Raw genomic sequence first — 22,599 nt, forward strand, 5'->3', positions numbered from 1 at the left:
GCGGAGGCGGTTCAGATGCCGTCGCGCTGAGTGGGACAGGTCATGCACCGGGCTCCGCCGCGGCCTCGGCCCAGCTCGCTGCCGGGGATGCTGATGACCTCGATGCCGTTGTCGCGCAGCATGCTGTTGGTGACGGTGTTGCGTTCGTAGCCGACGACGATGCCGGGGGCGATGGTGAGGAAATTGTTGGCGTCGTCCCACTGCTCGCGCTCGGCGGCTCGCGCGTCCTCCTCGGCGGACAGGACGCGTAGTTTCTCGATGCCCAAGGCGTCGGCGATGGTGGCGAAGAGGTCGTCGCGCTGCTCCACGTGCAGCGCCGCGGTGTCGTGCTCGACGACCTCGTGCGGGTCGGCAGGCTCGATCACCCAGGTGCGCATGTCCTTCGGGTCGAGGTTGGGGTAGCGGACGAAGGTGTCCGTGTCGATCATGGTCAGGACGGTGTCCAGGTGCATGAACGCGTGGGACTTCGGGAGCTGCACGGCGATGACGGTGGTGGCCTGACCGGTCCGGAAGAGCTCTCGGGCCAGGATTTCCACGCCCATGGGGGTGGAGCGCTCTCCCATTCCGATCAGGACGGCGCCTCGCCCCAGGACGTGGATGTCACCGCCTTCCAAGGTGGCCGGCTGGTGATTGCTGTCGTCGTCTCCGTAGTAGCGGGGAAACGTGCGGTCGGCGAAGAGCGGATGGAAGTCGTACACAGCCCTGCTGTGCAGCGATTCGCGCTGCCGGGCGGACTTGGCCATCGGGTTGATGGTGACGCCGCCGTATATCCAGGCGGAGTTGTCGCGTTGGAAGAGCGTGTTGGGCAAGGGCGCCAGTACGAAGTCGTCGGGGTCCAGGGTCTGCCAGCGCAGGCTGCGTACCCGCAGCGGTGACAGGTCCGTGCGAGTGACGCCCCCGATGAGCAGCTCGGCCAGTGTCGCGGAGTCGGTGTCGTCGGCGAGCGCCCGCAACGGGGTTGCCAGGGTGGGTCCGACCTGTTCGGCCGTGCAGACGCGGTCCAGCACGAACGCCCGGGCTTCGGGGAGGGCCAGTGTTTCGGCGAGCAGTACGTCGAAATGGTGCACGGTGACGAAGCGGTCGCGGAGGGCCTGGGTGAACGCGTCGTGTTCTTCGCGGGCTCTGGCAGCCCACAGCACGTCGTCGAAGAGCAGTTGGTCGCAGTTGCCGGGAGTCAGGCGGCTGAGTTCCAGCCCGGGACGGTGGACAACGGCTTCACGCAGTTGGCCGACTTCGGAGTGGACTCCCGGCGTGCGGGTCGACCTGGTCTGCCCGGCGGCTCGGTCGGCGGGGCGCTCGGCGGCGGGAACAGCTTGTGTCGGTCGCGTCATGACGGGATCTCTCCGGTGTCGGTGGTGCGGGTGGCGGGCGCCGGGGTGAGCCGACTGCCCACCGGGGTCTCAGGGACCTCGGGAAGGGCGGCGCTGTCGAAGGGCACGACGAGGCTCTCGCCGTACTCGCCCCGCCCCGACTTCAGCCAGATGTAGACGGGCAGACCCAGCAGGACGCAGAACAGGCCGTAGTAGACGGCCTGGTACCCGCTGCCGGCCAGCGACCAGAAGGAGAAGACGAGGGCGACCGCGGACACTCCGCAGTCGCGGACCAGGTGCTGCCAGTGGGTCTGCCGGCCGCGCGTGAGGAGCCAGTACAACTGCGCGGCCGCGCTGAACAGATAGGGGATGACGGCGGTGACCACGGAGAGCAGGACGAGCGTGGTGAAGACCTTCTCGAAGCGCGTGTAGCTGACCACGGTCAGGACCGAGGCGAGGAAGGTCGAGCTGATGATGCCGAACGCGGGTATGCCGCGTCGGCCGCGGGCGAACACCGCCGGGAACAGGCGGTCCTTCGCGGCTGCCATGGGCATTTCGCCGACGACCAGGGTCCAGCCGATCAGAGCACCCAGGCCGGAGACGATCGCCGCGACGGCGACGGTCTGGCCGGCCCAACGGCCGCCGAAGATGGCGTCGGCCGAGTCGGTGAACGGCGCTGTGGACTTCTGCAGGGCGGCGTTGGAGACCGTGCCGAACACGGTGACCGTGCCCAGGATGTACACCACGGCGCAGCCGATGGTGCCCAGCACCGTGGCCCGTCCGACATTGCGCCGAGGGTCACGTACGCGGCCGGCCACCACCGAGGCGGTCTCGATGCCGATGTAGCTGAACAGCGCGATGGCCGCGGCGGCCGAGATCGCCGCGGTCGCCGAGGTGCCGGTGGGATTGAGCGGCCCGAAGTTGTGGGCCTTGATGAACAGCAGCCCGACGGTGGCCATGAACAGCAGGGGAATGAATTTGAGCACGGTCGTGACGTTCTGCGTGATGGCGATGTTCCGCACCCCGGAGAGATTGATGACCGCGGGTATCCACAGACCCACCATGGCGATCACGACGGACCAGAGCTTGGCGTGCCCGGTGTTCCAGAAGACCTCGACGTATCCGACCCACGCGACGACGATCGCGGCGTTGCCGGCCCAGGCGGTGATCCAGTAGGACCACGCGTTGAGGAAGCCGCCGAAGTCCCCGAAGGCGTCTCTGGCGTAGACGTACGGGCCGCCGGAACCCGGCACTCTCTTCGACAGCGACCCGAAGGTGAACGCCAGCGCCAGAGCGCCTACGGTGACCAGGACGAACGCGACCAGACTGATCGGGCCGTACGGCGCCAAGGCACTCGGCAACGCGAAGACTCCCGTGCCGATCACCGATCCGATGACCAGTGCGGTGGCCGTCGGCAGTCCGAACTGCCGCTTCTTCGCCGTCTTCTGCGTACTCGTCGGGTGCGAGGTTTCTCCGGACGCCTCATCGTGCACCTGCGTACTCAACTGAGTTCCTCCTCGCCTCTGTTCACGACGGCCCACGCTGGGGGCTCGGCAGCGGCAGTCCGGCGGTCCACGTCGGGCTGCCGCTACCGGTCGATCACACCGATGCGTTGGCGTTGGAGCCGTTCAGTACGGGGACGGGGACGGTCTTCACCATGCCGGTCGGCGGTACGGGGGCCGCGGCGGCTGCCTTCTCACGGGCGAGGAAGGATCCGAGCTCGCCGATGGTGCTCATGAGGGGGGCGGGGAAGACCACGGTCGTGTTCTTGTCGACGCCTATCTCGACCAGGCTCTGCAAGTTGCGGAGCTGGAGCGCCAGCGGGTGGTCCATCATGATGTCCGAGGCGTCGCCGAGCGCGGCGGCGGCCATCGACTCGCCTTCGGCGTTGATGATCTTCGCTCGCTTCTCCCGCTCGGCTTCCGCCTGGCGGGCCATCGCGCGCTTCATGCTGTCGGGCAGTTGGATGTCCTTGAGTTCGACCAGGGTGACCTCGACGCCCCATTCGGTGGTCGTCACATCGAGGATTTCGCGGATGTCCAGATTGATCCGGTCCGTTTCCGACAGCGTCTGGTCGAGGGTGTTCTGGCCGACGACCTTGCGCAGGGTCGTCTGCGCTATCTGATTGATCGCCGTGTTCACGTTCTCTATCGCGATCACCGATTTCACGGCGTCCGCCACTCGGAAATAGGCGACGGCCGACACATCGACGCTCACATTGTCCCGGGTGATGATGCCCTGGGACTGGATGGGCATGGTGACCGTCCGCAGCGACACCCGGTGCAGGACATCGACGAACGGAACGATGAACCGCAGCCCCGGCGGACGAGCACCGACCAGCCGCCCGAACCGGAACAGAACTCCCTGCTCGTACTGCTTGATCACCTTGACCGCCATGGCGATGGCCACGATGGCCAGGATGACCACGATGACGAGAAGGAAAATCAGAAGTGCCATTGCGTTGCTCCTCAGAAAGGATGGCGGATTCCTGGTCCAGGACATACCGACCGGCAGGACCGCGGGCAGTGCGTGACGGGCGGAGAGGATGTGACCGGTGGAGGTCGTATCAGCAGCGCTCAGACGCTCCCGTTCGTCCAACTCGTCTGTGCCGTCCTGTAGTTCATATCCGCATCGTCGCCGCGCCAGATCGTCGTCGGTAGGGCCGGGTGGTCCCTCCTCTCCGGCTCAGCGGCCCCCTGCGTCCACCGGATTCTCCTGAGGACTGGCCGCAAATCCATTTCGGAGAGCCGGTCGGCCCTTGGCCGCCGTACTGGCGCCGCACCATCGTGGAGTTATGAAAATCCAAGAGACCAACCTGAGGGAACTTTCCGGAGCGCGGCCGATCGTCGTCGGGGTGAACGGTTCCCGTGCGTCCCTTGCCGCCTTGCGATGGGCCGTGGGGGAAGCGGAGGCACGCAAGGTGCCCCTGGTGACGGTGCACGCCTGGGAGCCGTCGGTCCGTCGGCGTGCGCCGTATGCCACCGTGGCGGAGCGCCGTACACCGGCCGAGGACCGGGAGTCCGGGCAGAGGCTGGTCCAAGTCGCGGTGGCCGCAGTCCGGATGGCCCATCCGGGCGCTGACGTGCGGGCGGTGCTGGCCGAGGGGCCGCCGGTCGCGGTACTCCTGCGCTACAGCGACCACGCTCTGCTTCTGACGCTCGGGCAGAGCCTGTACAGGGACGGCTCGCCGACCGAACTCGGTCCGGTGACCCGCGCGTGCGTCAGGGAATCCCATTGCCCCGTCGTTACGGTTCCGGAGCTCCGCACCACAGCCCGGCACAGCGAACTCCCGCCCGTGGCCCCCGTGGCGACGGCCTTGGCCGGCTGACCTCCTGCGGCCGCGGCGCGAGCAGTTGGGGCTGAGTCGCGAGGAGGTCGCCGGACGGGCTGGTTCCGCGGGTGGCTACCTCCAGCTTGTGGAGGAGGAGGCCGCTGTGCCCGGCGTCACGTTCCTGCTGTGGTTGGCGAACGCGCTGGAGACGACGGTCGCGGAGCTGGTTGCGCAGGGCAATGTGTCGTTCAGAACCGCACCGGACGCGCTGCCCGCACAGGCGGCGGGCACGGATACCGCATTCGAGGCGGATCACCATCGTGCCCCGGCGGGTCACCGGTCGCAGGATCGCCGTGCGGCAGAATCCCGCCGCGGCGGGGCCGTCAGGAAAACCGCGGTGAGACGCGCCGTCGGGGGACCGGTTCGTCCGCTTGCGACCTCACCGCCGGACAGGGTCAATCGCGGCGGACGGGGACGGTCGGGAGACCATGGAGTACGGAGCGGACCGAATCGCCGTCGCACGGGGCGAACAGGGCCGACAACCCCGCGTTCAGGCGGACGCTGACGGACCGTTCGGAGACTCCGAGCCGCTGCGAGGCGTCGGCGCAGCTCTGGTCACCGATCAGCATCAGCGCCAGCTCCACCCGGTCGAGCGCGACTGACGCCGTCTCGGGGCACCGGTCCCTTATGTGGGGGACGTGAGGTGGGACAGGTGAAGAGCGCGTCCGATGCGTTGTGATGACGGAGTCCGGTGCGGCGAGCACTTCGGCCATGGCGGCTTCGACCACGACCGGATCGTCCGTCATCAGGGCTGACAGGGCGTGGATGGCGATCAGGTGGCGGTCGCACCAGATGATGATCGAGCGTCGGCGGGCGAGGAGTCGCTCGGTTTCGCGGTTCCGGGTGGAAGCGGCGGCCGGCTTCGTTCTGCGCAGAGTCACTGCGGACCTCTTTTCGAGGCGCGGGTCCCGATCACCGGGCGCGGGCGCTGAATTGAGCACGAGTTGAGCGAACCTGCGGAAGGAATGCCGCGCGGTGCCGCGCTCCGGTCACGCGGTGCCCGGGCACTGGTGCGGAGCCTGTGGCGAGGCATGCGGCCCGGTTACGCGAGTGGAGGCAACCACGCCAACAGCGCAGTCCGGAGGCGACAGGGCCGGTCCGGAAGCTCGCTCGGAAGCACTCGGATGGTCGGGCGATGGATCATCGTCTCACTCGCCTCAGGTACGTCCGTATCGACTGTGCGGTATGCCGCCGGGGTCACGGACGTCACGGCAACTGTAGCGGCGTTCGACCACGTCGACCATGATCCGAGGTGATAATCCCATCGGACGCATCCATCCGCGACGGTGGATCGACGGGAACTGCCGAGCAGGGCCCTTCGGCCCCTGGAAGGGCCGTTCGGCATCTGCGCGGACCGCGGGTGCGCGGGACAGACTGCGCAGCGGGGCCGGACGTACGACGTACGCAACCGACCGCCCCGGCGCCCGCACTGATCTCACTGGGCGTCCGCACACGATGCGGAACGAGGAAAAGCCATGACACTCACGACGAGGCCCTTCACCATCGGCGCAGAAGTCTCCGACGAGGACGGCGCCTTCGGGGTCCTGCGCCGGGTGGTCGTCGACCCGGTCGCCAGAACCCTCACTCACCTGGTGATCGAGCCCAAGTACCACCACGCGGCCGGCCGCCTCGTACCTGTCGGTCTGATCGACCAGTCCGCCGCACGGATCGCACTGCACTGCACCACGGCCGAGTTCGAGGCTCTGTCGAGCGCCGACGAGAAGCATTTCGTGCCCGCACCGGACAATGAGTGGGGCTATGCGGGCGGCGAGATTTTCGCTCTCCCCTACTACGGACTCGGTATGGGGACAGGCGCGGTCGCCATGAGGCCCGTTCTCCCGGTTCCTGGGCCGCGCCTCATCACGCGGGACCGTATTCCCACCGGCGAGGTGGAGATCCGCCGGGGTGACGCCGTGCACGCGACCGACGGTGAGATCGGCCGGGTCCAGGGCCTGGCCGTGGACACCGGTGACTACCACGTCAGCCATGTGCTGCTGGACGAGGGCCACTTGTGGGGAAAGCGACGCGTCGCGATCCCCATCGACGCGGTCGTCAGCGTCACCGGCGACGTCCGGCTCAGCTTGACCAAGGACGAGGTACGCGACCTGCCGCCGGTCGACCTCGCCCATGACGCCACACCGAGCGTCGCCGACGGAGATCCTGTCTGAGCCGCAGGGGGCAAGCCTCCGCTGACCGGCACGGCACGAGCCGCGACCCTGTGTCGACGTCTCGGCTCCTGCGGTGCCCTCAGGCGTTGCGCGGGCCAATGGCTGCTCTCGCCCCTGACGGCCAGGGAACAGCAGAGCGGCCGATCCGGGCGGAACGGGATCGGAGCCCCCTTCGCACGGCGCTCCGCCGGACGGCGGTGATGGCGGCCGGGCCGCAGTCCGCCACGGCCTCGGGCCGCTGCCCGGGGTGGGGCGGCGGGATGGGAAACTGGCGGGTATGGATATCCGTCGCAGGAACAACGTCACCGTTACCGGCTGTGCAGACGGGCCGGTGCTCCTGCTGGCGCACGGGTTCGGCTGTGATCAGAACATGTGGCGCACGGTGGTTCCCGCATTGGCTGAGAGCTACCGGGTGGTGCTCTTCGACTACGTGGGTTCCGGCCGGGCGGACCCGTCGGCCTGGGACGAGCGGCGTTACAGCTCCCTGGAGGGCTACGCGCAGGACGTACTGGAGGTCTGCGAGGAGCTGGACCTGCGGGACGTGACGTTCGTGGGGCACTCGGTCAGCGCGATGGTCGGGGTGCTCGCCGCGGCGAAGGCCCCGCGGCGTGTGTCCCGGCTGGTGATGGTCGCGCCGTCGCCCTGTTACATCGACGACGACGGTTACCGGGGCGGGTTCAGCGCCGAGGACATCGACGAGCTGCTGGAGTCGCTGGAGTCGAACTATCTGGGCTGGTCGGCGGCGATGGCCCCGGTCATCATGGGCAACGCGGACCGCCCGGAACTCGGCCAGGAGCTGACCGCCTCGTTCTGCGCGACCGACCCGGACATGGCTCGCGTCTTCGCCCGCACGACGTTCCTGTCCGACAGCCGCGAGGACCTGAAAACGGTCACGGCGCCGACGCTGGTCCTTGAATGCAGGCAGGACGTGATCGCGCCCCGGGAGGTCGGCGCCTACGTCCACGCGGCGATCCCCGGCAGCCGCCTGGTCACGCTGGAGGCGACGGGTCACTGCCCGCAGCTGAGCGCGCCGCAGGCCACCGCGGGCGCGATCATCGAGTTCGTCGGGACGAGCCGGTGATGTGCAGGACCGACCAGGCGCCCGAGCCGGGCGAGGAGCAGGACGTGGACACCACGGACGCGGTGTTCACCTCACTGCTGGAGGACAGCGCGGAGGAGCTGTACGAGCAGGCCCCGTGCGGATATCTGTCGACGCTGATGGACGGCACCATCGCGAGGATCAACACCACCCTGCTGGACTGGCTGGGCATGGACCGTGCGCAGGTGGTGGGGCGGATGCGGTTCACCGATCTGCTCACTGTGGGGGGCAAGCTCTATCACGAGACGCACTTCGCGCCGCTGTTGCAGATGAAGGGCGAGGTCAGCGGCATCGCCCTGGACATCAGGGCCGCCGGAAAGGCGCGGATGCCGGTGCTGGTCACCTCGAAGGTGAAGACCAGCGGGGACGGTGAGCCCCTGCTGATCCGCACCACCGTTTTCGACGCCCGCGACCGCCGCGCCTACGAGGCGGAGTTGCTGCGCGGCCGCGAGGCGGCTGAGGAAGCCCACCGGCAGGCCGAAGCGGCGCGTCGGCGGGCGGAGGCTGATCGCGTCCGGCTCCAGGAGGCGCTCGCCGTTCTCCAGCAGAGCCTGCTGCCCTCGCAGCTGCCCGCGATCCCGGGCCTGGAGGCCGGTTCCTACTACCACACGGCATCCCCGGATCTGCTGGGCGGAGACTTCTACGACCTGTTCCCCCTGGACTGCGGCCGGTGGGCGTTCTTCCTCGGGGACGTGTGCGGCAAGGGGCCCCAAGCCGCCGCGGTCACCTCACTGGCCCGCTACACCCTGCGCGCCGCCGCTCTGCACGATGCCGACCCGGTCACCGTCCTCACCACCCTGAACACGGTGCTGCACGAGCGGTACGCCAGCGGCGAGGGCCGCTACTGCACCGCCGTCTTCGGAGTCCTGGAAACCGATGAGGGCCACGTCGGCGTGCACCTGGCTTCCGGCGGACACCCCTCCGCGGTGATCCAGCGCGCGGACGGCAGCACCGACTGGGTTCCCACTCCGGGCGGCCTGCTCGTCGGCGTCCTGCCGCAGGCCCCGTTCACGGCCGCCCGCGCCGATCTGCTGCCCGGCGACACCCTGCTCCTGTACACCGACGGCCTGACCGAGGCCCGCCCCGGGCCGGACCGTGAACTGTACGGCGAGGACGCTCTGTGTGCTTTCATCGCCGCCCAGCCGCCGACGGGCCCGCAGGCTCTCATCACCGCCCTGAGCGGGCTGCTCGCCTCCTTCGGCGACGGGCTCGACGACGACACCGCCCTGCTCGCCCTCGGCATGCCCGCCCCGCTTCCCACCACCGCGAGTGACGAGCTGACATGAACCCTCTGACGATCACCGCCCGAGCCACGGCCACCGGTCCCGTCCTGGAGATCACCGGTGACCTCGACTACGCGACGGCACCCGAACTGCGCAGGGCCGTAGACGGCCTGGCGGTCGCCGCGGGGCAACTGCTGGTCCTTGACCTGGCCGGCCTGGACTTCTGCGACTCCAGCGGGATCAGCGCTCTGCTGTCGGTTCGGAGTCTGGCTATCGAACACGGCGGCGCCATGACCCTCGCCGCGGTTCCCGCGAACACCGCCCGCATCCTGGGCATCATCGGCCTGGACCAGGTTTTCACCATCCACCCGGACGCCACGACGGCCACCGCCCGCGACTCCGCCGCCAGTTGATCCTGCTCCGGACAGCGTCAGCCAAGGGGGTCAGCGTCCGGGTGGCCGCGCTCTGCCGCCCTCCGCCAACCCCGCTGCTGCGCGTTCCGTTACTTGCCGCCTGCCTGCTCCAGGGCGGCCTCGTAGGCGTACAGCGCGGCGATGACCGTGGCGCGGCCGGCGGGGTCGAGACCGCGCATGACGCGTTCCCGGGCAGAGGCACTGCCGGAGAGCCATGCGCCGATCGGTGCGGTGTAGGCGGGGGCGATGGCGACGATGCGGCGGCGGAGTTGGACGGCGACGCCGCCCACGCCACCAGCCGCGCCGGTGATCAGAACGTTGACTGGTGGGTGCGGCCGCCAGCGGCCGGGCGGGCAGGGAGACCCGCTCGGCCCGGGTACCGCAGCTGGGACGGGGAATCAGGCGTTGATCGAGGCTTCGTGTCCGGCGTCCTTCGCCGATGTCCGTGTCCGCGGCAGGACGAGATAGGTCAGGGCCAGTCCGATCAGGCTCAGGACCGCGCCCGCCAGGCCGGTCCACCGCAGAGCACCGGCGGCGACGATCGCGCCGCCGATGACCGAGCCGGCTGCCGCACCGAGGTTGAAGGCGCCCACGTTGACGGAGACCGCCAGGCTCGGCGCGGCGCCCGCGTGGTGCAGGATCAGTCCCTGCAGCGGGGCGATGGTCGCGGTGGCGAACAGACCGAGTACCAGGACTGCCGCCACGGCGGTGGGCTGCCACACCACGGCGAACGGGATGAGCGAGAGCGTCGCCGCGAGCCCGCCGAAGACCCCGCGTACGGTGGCGCTCATCGACTTGTCGGTCAGCTTTCCGGCGGTGAGGTTGCCGAGAAAACTACCCGCGCCGTAGGCGAGCAGCAGACCGGAGACCGCGTCGGCGGAGAAACCGGAGACCCGGGTCAGCAGCGGCGCGATGTAGGTGAACAGTGTGGCGACCCCGGAAAAGCCCACCGCGGTGGTGGCGATGGCGAGCATGACCGGCCGACGGGTCACCACGCGCATCTCGTCACGCAACCGCGTGGACGGTGCTTCCTGACGGGGCAGTACGGCGGCCAGGAGCACGGTGCCCACCAGGGACAGAACGGTCAGCGCGGCGAATGGAGCCCGCCATCCGGCGCTTTGCCCGAGCAGTGCCCCCAGGGGCACTCCGAGGAGCGTGGCCACGGTGAAGCCGGAGGCCACGGTGGCGATGGCCGAGCCCGTCTTCTCGGCCGGGACCACCCGAACCGCCGTCACCAGCGCCAGCGCCAGGAAAGCGGCGTGACTCAGCGAGGACACCACGCGGCCCACCAGGAGCAGGCCGAACGACGGCGCCACCGCGCTCATCGCACTGCCCGCCGCGAACAGCAGCATCAGCCCGATGGCGAGGCCCTTGCGCGGCAGACGCGAGGTCAGCAGGGCCATGAGCGGCCCTCCGACCACGACTCCGAGCGCGTATGCGGTCACTGCCTGTCCGGCGGTTCCCACGGAGACGTCCAGATCCTCGCCGACCTGGGGCAGCAACCCGGCGATCAGGTACTCCGAGGTACCCACGACGAAGACGCTTACGCACAGTGCGGCGAGCGTCGCGAAACCCTTGTTCACCTTCATGCCGCAGACGCTAAAGTCTCACATGGGTATGAGAGTCAAGCCTGAACGGACAATGTCCGCGCGACTGTCAGGAGGTCCCTGTGCGTATCGGTGAGTTGTCCCGGCGTACCGACGTGGCCGTGTACTTGTTGCGCTACTACGAGGAGCAGGGTCTGCTCCATCCGCAGCGTCGCCCCAGCGGCTACCGGGAATACGTCGAGGAGGACGTCGCCGTGGTCCGCCGCATCCGCAGCCTGCTGGCCGCCGGCTTGGGCACCTCCACGATCACCGCGGTCCTGCCGTGCCTGCGGGATACCGGCGACCGTCTCGTCCCCACCTGCTCGGACCTGCTCGCCGACCTCCACCAGGAACGCGACCGCATCGCTCAGGCCATCAGCGACCTTCAGGCTTCCATGGACGCGCTCAACAACGTCATCGCTGCGGCCCCGGCCGACGTCACTCGCAGGGCACTTGCTTCACTCGACGTGTGAACGAATCGCCTCTCACCGCCGTACCCCGACGGCGCTGAGGTCCCCAAGGTGGCGCCCGGCCTGTCGAAAGGGTTACGGAGTTGGCCCGCATATGGCCCGGATCTTGGTGACGGACTCCCGCCAGATGCCGAGCAGTGCCCGCACCTCTACTTGTCCTCGCGGCGCCCGGTTGCCACCGCGGTCCTGCCCGTGGAAGCGCACCGTCGGACAGGTGCGAGGCAGAAATGGCCGTGTGGCGTCGCGGTCACCGTCGAACAGCCGAGGCCGTGCGAACTGTCCAGGAGCCGCCGGGTCGTCGGGGTCCACGCGGACGTCTGTCTCGGCTGCGGGCCCATGCTCCATGCCGGCCCAGCAACCCCATTCTGATAGCGGAGAACGCCGTCCGTCCGCGGGGGCCGGGGTGGTCGTATGGGCTGATACGCCATACCGCCCAATAGGCGCAGACCAGCGCGTCGGCTACGAAGGGGCTTTGTGCCTGTGCAGCGCGGCCAACCGCGGGCAGGCCCGATATTCTTGGTACCGGCCGTATCGGTTCGTAAACGGCGCTTTGCGCCTCCGCGGGTCCGCTCGATGACGCAGTGGCCTCGCCGGACTTCGGGTCTCCGGGAGTGCCGTAGAAGTGAGCGTCCCAGGCGATCGGCTGTGGCTGAGCCTGGCGAACTCCGCGGCGAGATTGTGGACTTCTCCGCTGTGGCTCAGGGGGAATATGACCTGGCCTCTACCGCACTGCCCCAAATGCTCTGTCAGCAAAGCTGTGACCAACTCGCCGACGAGTACGCCGCCGCAGACCAACTGGTTCAGCAGATCGCCGTAACTGTTCTTGGCGGGGCCAAGGGCGGTAGGAGAGGATCGGCCCTGCTGACGACCGTCGGCCTCTTGGATTTGGGGGCGCGCTTGAGTGGCGTCATGAAGGACGTACTCCTCTGGGGCCCAGGTGGTCGCGTTCTCATTGCTGTTACCAGAGGCACGGGATCCAGAATTGGTCACGTCTTCAATGTGGTCAACGTGGACGGTAATATCGTCTTCCTCGACTACCAGTTAGGAAAGGCCCAGCCGGTAGGCTGGGGGAGTGCTAACTCATGAGGATGAACTGACGAGCTGTCAATGATTGAAGTGCTGGGCGCGGCCTCTGCTTTGTTGGTGCAGGCCGGTGCAGGCCGGGACCCGGAGACGATGAGGCTTGAGCCGGAGCACGCCTACGTCGAAGACGGGCACGCAGTCATTCCCTACAACTCCCGAGCCTTTTTGGACGAAGGCCGCAAAAGGGAGCGGCTGCTGGGAAATCTACCGGTCCTGGTAGATCTCTCTACTGGAGTGTGCCGATACATGACCATCCAGGAAGTACTGGCACGCCCAGAGGCTCAGGACAGCGAATGATACGGCGATGAGTTCGCCTTGCTTGGCCGGACGGCCCTGCCGCCCGACGGAGTCGTAGCGGTACTGCGCCACGGCTGTGGCTGTCGAGGCGCTCGCGCCGTTGGCGGTTGCCCACAAGTTGATGGCTGAGACTTGTCCCGCGCATCACCCGCCGGTCCTCCCGCCGCAGCGGGCAACCGGCCTCCCGCGAAGCCGAACGCGACTGATCGTTCTCAAGGGCACCACGGTCACCCTGGCACGAAGCGACCCTGCCCCTGGGCCCCGAGGCCACTTTTCCATAGAGTCCGTGGACGTGACCATAGTCCTGAACCTCGCCACCATAGTGATCGCCTCTCTGGCATTGCTGCTGGCCCTGCGGCAGAACCGCCTCAGCAACGGAGGGAACCACCTGCCGGTGATCCTCGAAGCCTTCAAGTTGGTCCACGGCCCGGAGTCCACCTACCTCGAAGATGAGAAGTATGTCTTGAACGATCTAGCCCGGCACTCCGTCGACTGCGGCGTTACCGAACTTCCCGACGAAGCTCGCCCCCATGCATTGAAGATAGGGATGTTCTTCGACGACCTCGGCAGGCTCGTCGCCCACGGCATAATCGATCAGGAAATGGTTGTCGGCTCCTTCGGTACGGGAATCGTCCGCATGTGGGACGCCCTGGCTCCATACGTCTACCAACAGAGACACGTCCACGACAACCACTTCTGGATCTACTTCGAGGACCTCGCATCCCGCACCGCTGCTACACCGAACACCCTGGTCTACGCCGCCTTGGGCCTGCGTTCACGCCCACCTCGGAGCCGGTGACACCCAGCGTCATCGCCCGCCCCACCCAGCACAGCATCCGTCACGGAACTGGGGCGGCCTCCGGATCGGCGGCCGCGAGCCGGGCAGCGAACGCCAGTTGGTCGACGCCCGTGCCAGGATCGAGTCGGGTGAGCGCGGACAGCACGGCGTGGGTGAGCGAAGGGTTCGGCAGGAGAACGTAGCCGGTCCGACGGTGTTCAAGGACTGTCTGCAGGTGCGGGTTATCGCCGTAGACTTCGTCGCCCGCGACCCAGCGAGCGGAAGCTCCCGCGTCCAGGGCCCGCTCAACCATGGGGGCAGCGAGTTGGGGCTTGGAGGCGAAGGCCAGATCGTCAGGGATGCCCGCGCTCCGGCAGCGATCCGGGTTCTCAGTCCACGAGCATGGCACGTACAGGGCTCGGTCGATGGCGGCGTGTCCGCGGGCGGCGTAGTAAGCGAGATAGACGGTGACCTGGACGTTCTCGATGTGGCCGGCCGTGCCGGTGTACAGGCGCTGGACGCCGACGGTCGCCGTGCCCTTCTTCAGGTCGCCCGTCTCGTCGACCACGAGCACCGCCTGGTCGTCGGCGAGGTGCTCGATCACGTAGGCGCGCACGTCGTCAGGGGCTGCGTCGGCGTCCCATTTCGCACGGTGGAGCAGGTGCTGCATGCCGTCTGGGGCTGCGTCGCCGGCGTGCTCGGCCAGCGTCCAGCAGTTCTTCCTCGGCAGGTCCGAGAGTAGGCCGAGCACCAACGCGGTTGCGCGACGTCGGGGTTCGACCCGAGCGAACCGGCCCGTCACGCGACTCATCAGCTGGTCGAACATCGCCCGCCACCGGGCAGGCACTCCGCTGTGCCCCGCGGCCACCGCCTGATTTTCGTTTGTCCACACAACTCACGGTGATCAACGGGGGCCGCAGCCATCTCCGCACCAGCCCCGACCAGCAAGGTCACGATCTACGACTGGAGTACTAACAACGGCCAACACAATGAGTTGACCTGTCGCAGGGTGATCAAGCAGCAGGCGAGTTTGAGGATGGCCTCGAGGATGTCAGCTCGTCGTTCCCAGTGGATGCGGAGTCGTTTGAAACCGTGGAGCCAGGCGAAGGTTCGCTCGACGACCCAGCGGTAGGTGCCCAGTCCGGTGCCGTGCCGAGTGCCACGGCGACCGACAGCACGAGCGCCGCAGCGGTGACGCACGAAGCTTCCCGCGGCGCCGGGAGCCCGGCGTGGCCTACGGGCTGGCGGCGGCCGAGGACTACGAGACGCGTAATGAGGCCAAGGTCGGCGTCTCCGACGTTCGGCGCATCGTTCCGCTCGAACACCCACCGGGCTGGCTGCGCCAGGACCAGCTGTGCCGTCTCAGTAACCACCAGGTGCCTTCAACGGTGTAGGAGACGTGGCACAGCGGCCCGATCAGCGTCTTCACCCGCGTCGGCGTCCACCGCTGGTCCGCCCATCCGTGGACTAGCGGACCGCGCTGCAACTCTTGCTCCAGCCGGGCGATCTGCGCGTCACTGAGGCGAGGACGGCCGGGCGAACCCTTCAAGGCCACTCCAGCCTCGCGACACTCACCGGCGGTGTGGCCTGGCGGTGGTCAGACGGCGTCGATCACCCGCCGTACTGCGGATTCGATGGCGCGTTGTCCGGCGGGTAGGGGGTGGCCGCGGTTGTCGCCGCCGTTCCGGCCGATGTCGTAGACCCATGGTGAGGCGCTGCACAGTTCGTGACCGTCGAAGCTGTTCAGGACCGAGACGTAGGTAACGTGAGCGCGGGCGGCCGCGGCCCGGGTGGCGGCATCCATCTGCGCGGCCAGGTCGTTGAGATTGGAGCGCTCAGAAGGTGTGAGCCAGCCGCACCGCATGGTGGCCGACTGCTGCGCGGGGAACAACCGCGGATAGCCGACCACGACTACCCGGGCATGCGGAGCTGTCGTTTTGACCAGCTGATAGGCGCTCAGCAGCTTCCCCGGGAGCGTCTGGCTGATGTAGCCCCTCGCGTGGGCGAGGGTGCGATCCAGGACGCAGTCGCTGAGGAAGCAGTGGGTCAGGATGCGGGAGAAGCCGACATCGTTTCCACCGATAGTGAGCGTGACCAGGCTCGGTGCGGGCCGAAGGGAACGCAGACGGGTGGTCACCTGTGCGGGTTCCCCCTTGAACGTCGAGCTGAGCGCCGAGATTTCCGCCCCTGAACACGCCAGGTGCGCTACGAGATGCACGGCCGCGTCGTCTACCGCCAGCAGCCGGGGCCACGCCTGCGGGCTACGATCGCAGGCGTGGGAAGCGGCGTCGAACGGCGGATTGCCCTCGCCAGAGGAGTAGGAGTCGCCCAGCGCGACAGTCGAGACCGGCGCCGGAAGCGCCGCACTGGATTTCAGGAGCGTGGCGCGAGGTTCGTCCATCCCCAGCCCCGGGCGCGGCATGGACACCAGCACGGTCTGCCAAGTGCCACATAGCCCGTCCGGGGCGGTGCACTGGACTTGTTCGACGTAGAGACGGCCTTCGGCTAGGGCGTACTGGCTGCTGTTTCCGCCTGCGCCGGAGTCGAGCGCGGAGGTGTCGAAGGAGTCCACCGGCGCGCCGGTGGTGTGGCTGTAGGTGTCTACCTGAAAGCTGGTGGAGGTGTACGCGTTATAGGTGACATTGCGCAGCAGCACGATGTGGCCGCGGCTGTCGGCTTGGACGGCGACCGGTGCGTAGGCGCGGTCGCGGGCGTCGTCTCTTTCGGGGACGGTACGGGTGAACAGCAGATGGCCCCTGGGATCGACAGCGATCAGGCGGTCGGTGCTGCTTCCAGCCTGAGTGACAGTCAGCAGGACCGGCACCCCCCACGAGGCAGCGGTCCAAGCGTTGATGAGTGGGTCGGCGCAGTATGGCAGGGTGTAACGGCCGGTGCGGCCACTGATGTTGAACACATCGAGGCGGTTGACCGGGTCGTACCGCCAGCAGTCGGGTTTGGAGGTGGGCCCGCTGCGGTTGGTGAGGTACGCGAACACGTAGCCGTCGGGGTTCACAGCGAGCCGCTGCGGCATCTCGGCAGCGGCGGACACCACGCGAACGCGGCCGATGTCGTTGCCGTGGTAGTCGATGTACCGCACGCCGTCTCCGGCGTAGTTCTCCACTACCAGGCCCCGCCGGTAGGCCCCGACGATGCCGGAAGCGTCCGCGGACCGGTTGGCGAACAGCAATGCCCCGGTCGTCGCGGATATGCCGAAGATCACGGCCTGCCGGCCGCAGTTGGTGTACGCGGTGCCGGCGCCGTAGATGTTGCCGTCCGCGCCCGGGACGAGCTGTCCGTATCCGATAGCGACAGGAGACTGGCCGCACGTCACGCTGATGGGGCGGGTCCACTTCAACGCCGCGCCCTGGTACGCCGCCACGACCGAAGGATCGGTGCCGTTGCCGTGCGGGCGTGGGCGGATGCCTACCGTCAGACCACCGGCGCTCACCATGCTGACACAAGACGCCAGCGCTCCTGCGGGCGCGCCGGGAAGCGGAGACCCACCGGCAGTGAACCGCTGCACTATCGGCCCTGTGCTGTCGTTGCCCGTGCATCCCTGGACGCTGGAGTTCCCCTGCAAGTCCGTATGGAGCAGCCCTGAACTCTCAACGGGCTGCTGCCATGCCGCAGCCGACGGCTGCGGCATGTCCTGCGGGAGTTCGGCACGTGCCGCGGGTGCCATGAGCCCCGCCGCTAATAGCATTCCTGTCACCGCTGCGACCAGCGCACGTCGTGTCCCCGGCATAAGTCCCACCCCTCAGCTCACTCCGCGGACCGCCGGGCGGATCACCCGGGCCAAGCGGAATCAGGCGATGTTAGCGGCCGATGTGTCCTTATGAGCCCTGTTCGCCGCTATTGCCTGTCAGACGCTCATTTGGCATCTCCTCCGATACGCACCGACAAGCACCTGCCTGTCAGCAGGCGCGTCCGCCCCACCGACTCTCCGGTGCCCTCTGCGCCGTCACAGGCCCCGGGCCCGGACGGATCCCGCTTCGAAATTCCCCGGGCCCGCTGTCACCGTGGATGACCCGTCTAACCGAACTAAGTTGATCGCATGGAGTTGACCTGTGTGGACTTGATTGAGTGAGACGGCTGCGTGTTGCGATTCCGTGGACCAGTACAACACCTAACTGTTCGTTCCCCACCAGCACACGCCCCCCTCACCCCTCGCGCGGACTGAACACGCTATCCGCCGACTCCCCCCGGCCGCTGGCCAAGCGAAGGACCCACCTCGGCGCAGCAACCCCACTCTGAGAACGCGGCCTCATTCCGTCACCCCGCACACGCCATTTCGTCGGTGCTCCTTCGTGTTGGCAGGGACTGGAGCCGGATGACAGCGCCTCCCGGTCAGATACCGGCCGACGTCCCGGAAACCAGAACCGCCGCTCCCTCCTCGGCAGCAGCGGCTCGATCCGCTCCTACAGCTCATCCGACACAATCCACGGCGAGGCACCAACGACCAGCCCAACGCTCAACTCATAAGCCGGACCCGGCCACCAAAACCGATCCACCTCATTGTGTTAGCCGTTGTAAGAACTCGTCTACGTGTGACACCCCGACCGTGCGGCGGTGGCCGCACGAGTCTGCCCGCCGAACGAGCAGAGCGCGACGACCAACTGTGAAGCTGACGGCGTACCGTCTCGCAGCCCCGGCCGTCCACGCCACCGGGTAACGCCCGGGTCTCGATTCCCTCCGATTCCAGTGTGGAATCCAGGTGGGCGCCTGGGTGCCGGCGCGCGGAGGGCATAGAGGCGGTCGGGGTCCCGGGGCGGGTTTCGCCGACTGCGGCGAGCAGTGAGATGAACTGGTCGGCGAAGTAGAGGCTGGGCACGGGCAGGCCGGCGTCTTCGGCGAGCAGTTTGCCCGCCGTGCGGGATACCGCCCGCTCGATTCGGGGTGCCGGGCCGGGATGCGGCTTGTACTGGCCGAGCCATGACGCGGCTGTGGGTTCGCCGCGTGGCAGGTGACAGGTACAGGCAGTGGGAGGCTGCGCGGTCCTCACCGGCGGCGTACTGCCACCACCGGCGGGCGTCGTAGGCGGCGTCGGCGAGGTGGAGGATGCAGCCCAGGACGCGGGCCGCAGCGTTGTGGGCAGTTGCTCGGTGACCCATTCACTGAGGTTCACGGCGTCCTTGGCCACGACGGCCTCGCCCAGTTGCGTCAGCAGCGCGGCGGGGCTCTGTGGGCCTGTTTCGCTGCCGCGTGGTCCAGGCCCACCCGGTCCTCGCTGAAGCGGTCCGAGGCGACCGGGCGCAGCCCGAGCAGGGAGTCACCGAGTCGGCAGCTGACGCCGCCGTAGAGGAACGACAGTTCCTCGCGCGTCTTGTCGTCCGCGTCCGCGGGCAGCTCGAAGGCCACGGGCAGTCCGAAGAGGTCCTCGTAGAAGGCGCGGGAGCGGTCGACGCCGGTGACCGTGAGGCGGATATGGGCGAAGGCGCGCGGAGTGATCTGCATCCACCCATCATGTGGCCCGGGCGACGGAACGCCCGGTAATCGGGGAAGCGTGAGCGTTCCGGGTGTTGGTGGCGGCCCGCACGGTACGGGCTATTTCCGACGTCGGATGATGATGTAGTACCCGACGACGACTGCCAACGAGGCGAGGAACACTACGGCAACCGCCTGTCCGGCACCGGGCTCCGGCGTTGAAACGAGGCTGAGCTGACCGAATGCCTGTGTGGGATCAGGGATGCGATGACTCATTTATTGCCAGCGGCGGAGGCGCGGTGGCTGATCCACGCTATAGCCCCGATCATGCCTATACCGAAGACGAGGGGGATGACGGCCAGCGCCCCGTTGCCTTTTATCGCCGCGCTGACACCCAGAACGATAAGAATGACCGCCGCGAAACCTGCGGCACTTCGACGACCGCGACCGGGGATGGACGAAGGTCGTCCTGAAGCCGTGACCGGCCCCGGGACAGGCGCTCAGGACGAGCCCTCGGCCCGCGCTCCAGGTCAGTGGCAGGCCGGCAGGTGGGCGGCCTGGACGAAGCCCCAGCGACCGGACGCGGGGGCGTAACCCAGGATCCAGACACGGGTGTCGTGCTTACCGCAGTGCTCGGTGGTGAGGTAGAAGGCATCGCCCGCCCGGACGTTGCCGATGGCGAAGGACTTCCCGGCGTCGCGCAGGGTGCCGACCTGCCCGGTGCCCACGTGGACGAGCCCCCGCTTGGACTTGCCGGCGTGCGGGGCGCTCATCGCCACCGACTTGACCGCCCCGCTGCCGCCCACGGCACGACGGTCGGGGAGCTGGCGGTGGTGCGTGTCGTAGGCGTGCGGATCCGTCAGGCAGGATGTGGCGACGAAGCCCCAACTGGGCTCCCCGGCAGCTCCGTAGTCCTTCACCAGCGCGTAGCCGCGGTAGGTGTACCGGACTCCCACGTGGTAGGAGCCGCCCTTCGGTGAGCGCTGCGGCTTCGTCCATCCCCAGTCAGCGACGCCGGCCTTGGGGTAGTTGGCATGGATGAAGCAACTCGGCTGCGAAAGAGTGGTGGAGTGGGTGTACTTGTCGCCCTGCCCGTTGGCGGCGAAGGCGGGGGCCGCCAGGACGGAGGCGGACGCCGCTACTGTGGCGGCGGCGAGTGCGAAAGGCTTCCACAGACGCATGGGGGATCTCCTGATGTCGTGTCGTCGTGTCGTCGTGTCGTCGAGGTGTCGTCATGTCGTCGCGCCGGTGCGAGCCGGGGCGTCCGGCCGGGGTTCCGGGCCGGACAGGCTACGAGCCCGGGGGCCGGGGCGGCCGGGCGTCCGCCGGACAGCGGCGCCACTGACAGGTCTAGGTGTCCAGGGGGGTGTCCGCCCAGCTCTCCGTGTCCGCGGACGTCCGCGGACACCGGCGGACACGGGCGGACACCTGACGCGGGCAGAGCTTTCGAGGGGACGAGGAACGGGATGACACAGGCACCGGACCCGGTCGCGGCATGGCACGACCTGATGGCGGCACTCGTGCGACGATCCGGGCTGAGCGTGCGCCAGCTCGCCGCCAGGGCGGGCTACAGCAGCACCTACTGCAACGAGGCGACTAACGGCACGCGCGTCCCGCCGTGGCCGGTGGCCGAGGCGATCATCACCGCCCTCGGGGACGGTGCCGAGGCCCGATTACCCGCCTGGCGTGCCGCTCGCCAGGCCCTGGGGATGTCCGCGGACACCGGCGAGAACGCCGACGCCGGCCCGCTCGTCCCCCCGGCCGCCACCCCGCCGGGAGTGCCGGGAGCAGCCGCGCCCCGCGGGCCGGCCGAAGTCCCGCCGACGCCCCCGGCCGAGGCTCCCCCGGGGGTGCCCGCCACACCTGACCCGCGCCCGGCGTCAGCCAACGGGCCCGCGACCCCTGCCGCCGGGCCGACCGCACAGCCGGCGCCGCCCGGAGCCACCCCTGCGCCGCGGTCACGGCAGCGGCGGGTCCTGCTCACCGCCTCAGTGACCGCGGTCGTGATCGCGGCGCTCGGCTACGCGGCCGTCGCGTTCCACCCCGCCGGACACCGGAACGGCGCCGTCCCGTCCGGTCCCGGCCGCACGCCGGGGCGGTCCCAGCCGGGCGACTTCCCCTGCCGCGCCACCCGGCAGTACGTCGTCACCAGCGACGGCGACGTCCTCGACGCCCACGGCGCCCCGGTGGGCGACGGCATCCACCGCGGCGACTACTTCGACCTGGCCCCGGAACAGCCGCACAGCCACTACGCCCACCGCTACTACGGCTCCGTCGTCGGACGCGAACTCTCGGGCTACGTCGACCAGGCCAGGATCCACCTGAGCGGCACGGTATGCCTCACCCCCCGTCGCTGAGACGCCGGTAGGCCAACGGATCGCGGCGTGGCCGACCGGCCCCGCGGACGCCCAGGTGCCCCCGCGCAGGCAGAGGTCGCTGGTCTGCGCCGGGGTGACGGGGCAAGCGCGTACGGGCCGTGACCCCTGATCTTGGACACACGAGACACCGGATCCTGAGGACCTGAGGACGGACATCTCGTGGTCATGAAGAGCTATCCGCCGCAGTTCAAGGCGGACGCGGCCACGCTGTACGAGTCGCGGCCCGAGGCAGCGATCAGGCAGCTTGCCGCTGATTCGGGGATCAACCCGGCGACGTTGCGGAACTGGGCCCGGGCGGCCGGAGTCAGCCGGCCACGGGGACGCCGGGCAGCGGCACCCGCGGAACCGCCGACGCCGTTGGAAACGGAGAACACCGCCCTGCGTAAGAAGGTCCACGAACTGGAAGAGGAATGGGAGATCCTGCGGAAGGCGGCCAAGTATTTCGCCGGGGAGACGCGCTGGTGAGCCGCTTCCAGTTCGTCGCCGACCACCAGCGCCGCTACGGCGTCAAGCGGCTGTGCGCCATCCTCGGCATCGCCCGCTCCAACTTCTACTGCTAGCACGCAACAGCCAGTGCCCGGGCAGCCCGGCAAGCGGCAGACGCTCACCTCGCCGCCCGGATACGGGAAGTGCACCGCGAATCGGACGGCACCCACGGCGTCCCCAGGATCACCGCCGAGTTCCCGAAGGCGGGCGAGTACGTCAACCACAAGCGCATTGCGCGCGTGATGCGGAAGATCCCTCGGCCAGGCTTTTCAGCAGGAATCGCGAACGTCACTCAATTCCTACTAGCGGCTACCAGACCGGCGGTTACAGGTCCGATACTCTTCTTGATTTCTTCCATTGGAAGGCCTGATCCGGCAAGGATTTCGATTACTCGAATCTTCACTGCTTGACGAACCTCCGAACTGGGGGAAGTAACGAGCTCTTCAAGGAGGCGAGCACATCTCACCACCACGGGGTCACCTGGTAGCTGCCTCTCTAGCGCAGGGACGAGCACAGGCCAGACAAACGCCTCGGACAGCAGCGAATAAATCCC

At 68.4% G+C, this 22,599-nt stretch carries 20 protein-coding genes and 4 pseudogenes; 12 read left to right on the top strand and 12 right to left on the bottom strand.

What is annotated here, in order from left to right; genetic code table 11:
• Window positions 1-11: 11 nt before the first annotated feature.
• The 3 genes from ACZ37P_RS31880 to ACZ37P_RS31890 all read right to left on the bottom strand — a co-directional run bounded on the left by ACZ37P_RS31880 (window position 12) and on the right by ACZ37P_RS31890 (window position 3,767).
• On the bottom strand, window positions 12-1,331 hold the full coding sequence (locus ACZ37P_RS31880) for an arginine deiminase (protein ID WP_467349818.1): 1,320 nt from the start codon (window positions 1,329-1,331) through the stop codon (window positions 12-14).
• On the bottom strand, window positions 1,328-2,815 hold the full coding sequence (locus ACZ37P_RS31885) for an APC family permease (protein WP_467349820.1): 1,488 nt from the start codon (window positions 2,813-2,815) through the stop codon (window positions 1,328-1,330). Before ACZ37P_RS31885 ends, ACZ37P_RS31880 begins: the two co-directional genes overlap by 4 nt.
• A 94-nt stretch (window positions 2,816-2,909) precedes the next feature.
• A complete protein-coding gene (locus ACZ37P_RS31890; protein ID WP_391047955.1) occupies window positions 2,910-3,767 on the bottom strand; it encodes a slipin family protein in 858 nt (285 codons plus the stop codon).
• Window positions 3,768-4,104: 337 nt separating this feature from the next.
• On the opposite strand from ACZ37P_RS31890, the gene ACZ37P_RS31895 reads away from it, so the two are divergent.
• A complete protein-coding gene (locus ACZ37P_RS31895; RefSeq protein ID WP_467349822.1) occupies window positions 4,105-4,638 on the top strand; it encodes a universal stress protein in 534 nt (177 codons plus the stop codon).
• A gap of 398 nt (window positions 4,639-5,036) precedes the next feature.
• Here the strand turns inward: ACZ37P_RS31895 and ACZ37P_RS31900 are convergent, their stop codons facing one another.
• On the bottom strand, window positions 5,037-5,522 hold the full coding sequence (locus ACZ37P_RS31900; protein WP_401720278.1) for a hypothetical protein: 486 nt from the start codon (window positions 5,520-5,522) through the stop codon (window positions 5,037-5,039).
• A 594-nt stretch (window positions 5,523-6,116) separates the two neighbouring features.
• On the opposite strand from ACZ37P_RS31900, the gene ACZ37P_RS31905 reads away from it, so the two are divergent.
• From ACZ37P_RS31905 to ACZ37P_RS31920, 4 genes are all read left to right on the top strand, one after another.
• Window positions 6,117-6,809: a PRC-barrel domain-containing protein gene (locus ACZ37P_RS31905; RefSeq protein ID WP_467349824.1), complete on the top strand. Its 693-nt coding sequence runs from the start codon at window positions 6,117-6,119 to the stop codon at window positions 6,807-6,809.
• 277 nt (window positions 6,810-7,086) lie between these two features.
• Window positions 7,087-7,890: an alpha/beta fold hydrolase gene (locus ACZ37P_RS31910; protein WP_467349826.1), complete on the top strand. Its 804-nt coding sequence runs from the start codon at window positions 7,087-7,089 to the stop codon at window positions 7,888-7,890.
• Window positions 7,890-9,194 (top strand): PP2C family protein-serine/threonine phosphatase, encoded by a 1,305-nt coding sequence (locus tag ACZ37P_RS31915; RefSeq protein ID WP_467349828.1) that lies wholly within the window; start codon window positions 7,890-7,892, stop codon window positions 9,192-9,194. Before ACZ37P_RS31910 ends, ACZ37P_RS31915 begins: the two co-directional genes overlap by 1 nt.
• Window positions 9,191-9,544 carry an STAS domain-containing protein gene (locus ACZ37P_RS31920; protein WP_467349829.1) on the top strand — a complete coding sequence of 118 codons (354 nt, stop codon included), beginning with the start codon at window positions 9,191-9,193 and terminating at the stop codon, window positions 9,542-9,544. Before ACZ37P_RS31915 ends, ACZ37P_RS31920 begins: the two co-directional genes overlap by 4 nt.
• A gap of 89 nt (window positions 9,545-9,633) precedes the next feature.
• Here the strand turns inward: ACZ37P_RS31920 and ACZ37P_RS31925 are convergent, their stop codons facing one another.
• The gene (locus ACZ37P_RS31925; protein ID WP_467349831.1) at window positions 9,634-9,834 is read right to left on the bottom strand and encodes a hypothetical protein; all 201 of its coding nucleotides are present in this window, start codon (window positions 9,832-9,834) and stop codon (window positions 9,634-9,636) included.
• A 108-nt stretch (window positions 9,835-9,942) separates the two neighbouring features.
• Window positions 9,943-11,133, bottom strand: a complete 1,191-nt coding sequence (locus ACZ37P_RS31930; RefSeq protein WP_467349832.1) for an MFS transporter — start codon at window positions 11,131-11,133, stop codon at window positions 9,943-9,945.
• Window positions 11,134-11,213: 80 nt separating this feature from the next.
• Between ACZ37P_RS31930 and ACZ37P_RS31935 the strand changes: the two genes are divergently transcribed.
• The 4 genes from ACZ37P_RS31935 (at window position 11,214) to ACZ37P_RS31950 (ending at window position 13,779) form a co-directional block, all read left to right on the top strand.
• The gene (locus ACZ37P_RS31935) at window positions 11,214-11,603 is read left to right on the top strand and encodes a MerR family transcriptional regulator (RefSeq protein ID WP_266608394.1); all 390 of its coding nucleotides are present in this window, start codon (window positions 11,214-11,216) and stop codon (window positions 11,601-11,603) included.
• Window positions 11,604-12,245: 642 nt separating this feature from the next.
• Window positions 12,246-12,686 carry a toxin glutamine deamidase domain-containing protein gene (locus ACZ37P_RS31940; RefSeq protein ID WP_467349833.1) on the top strand — a complete coding sequence of 147 codons (441 nt, stop codon included), beginning with the start codon at window positions 12,246-12,248 and terminating at the stop codon, window positions 12,684-12,686.
• Window positions 12,687-12,707: 21 nt separating this feature from the next.
• Entirely contained in the window at window positions 12,708-12,980 is a 273-nt protein-coding gene (locus tag ACZ37P_RS31945) for a hypothetical protein (RefSeq protein ID WP_467349835.1), read from the top strand.
• 286 nt (window positions 12,981-13,266) lie between these two features.
• Window positions 13,267-13,779: a DUF4760 domain-containing protein gene (locus tag ACZ37P_RS31950; protein ID WP_467349837.1), complete on the top strand. Its 513-nt coding sequence runs from the start codon at window positions 13,267-13,269 to the stop codon at window positions 13,777-13,779.
• Window positions 13,780-13,951: 172 nt separating this feature from the next.
• Here the strand turns inward: ACZ37P_RS31950 and ACZ37P_RS31955 are convergent.
• From ACZ37P_RS31955 to ACZ37P_RS31980, 6 genes and pseudogenes are all read right to left on the bottom strand, one after another.
• Window positions 13,952-14,569, bottom strand: a pseudogene (locus tag ACZ37P_RS31955) (IS701 family transposase); the annotation flags it as partial.
• Window positions 14,570-14,715: 146 nt separating this feature from the next.
• Window positions 14,716-14,922, bottom strand: a pseudogene (locus ACZ37P_RS31960) (transposase); the annotation flags it as partial.
• A 143-nt stretch (window positions 14,923-15,065) separates the two neighbouring features.
• A pseudogene (locus ACZ37P_RS31965) lies at window positions 15,066-15,322 on the bottom strand (winged helix-turn-helix domain-containing protein); the annotation flags it as partial.
• Between the two features lie 33 nt (window positions 15,323-15,355).
• Window positions 15,356-17,209, bottom strand: coding sequence for an SGNH/GDSL hydrolase family protein (locus ACZ37P_RS31970; protein WP_467349839.1), 1,854 nt, complete (start codon window positions 17,207-17,209; stop codon window positions 15,356-15,358).
• A 1,709-nt stretch (window positions 17,210-18,918) separates the two neighbouring features.
• Window positions 18,919-19,212 carry a VOC family protein gene (locus ACZ37P_RS31975; RefSeq protein ID WP_401720314.1) on the bottom strand — a complete coding sequence of 98 codons (294 nt, stop codon included), beginning with the start codon at window positions 19,210-19,212 and terminating at the stop codon, window positions 18,919-18,921.
• Between the two features lie 500 nt (window positions 19,213-19,712).
• Window positions 19,713-20,363, bottom strand: a complete 651-nt coding sequence (locus tag ACZ37P_RS31980; RefSeq protein WP_467349841.1) for a hypothetical protein — start codon at window positions 20,361-20,363, stop codon at window positions 19,713-19,715.
• Window positions 20,364-20,648: 285 nt separating this feature from the next.
• Between ACZ37P_RS31980 and ACZ37P_RS31985 the strand changes: the two genes are divergently transcribed.
• The 3 genes and pseudogenes from ACZ37P_RS31985 to ACZ37P_RS31995 all read left to right on the top strand — a co-directional run.
• Window positions 20,649-21,539 (top strand): helix-turn-helix domain-containing protein, encoded by an 891-nt coding sequence (locus ACZ37P_RS31985; RefSeq protein ID WP_467349843.1) that lies wholly within the window; start codon window positions 20,649-20,651, stop codon window positions 21,537-21,539.
• A 186-nt stretch (window positions 21,540-21,725) separates the two neighbouring features.
• Entirely contained in the window at window positions 21,726-22,025 is a 300-nt protein-coding gene (locus ACZ37P_RS31990) for a transposase (RefSeq protein ID WP_467349860.1), read from the top strand.
• Between the two features lie 146 nt (window positions 22,026-22,171).
• Window positions 22,172-22,456: pseudogene (locus ACZ37P_RS31995) on the top strand (transposase); the annotation flags it as partial.
• Window positions 22,457-22,599: the final 143 nt, after the last annotated feature.

This window comes from Streptomyces sp. NPDC024632 (genome assembly GCF_055559175.1).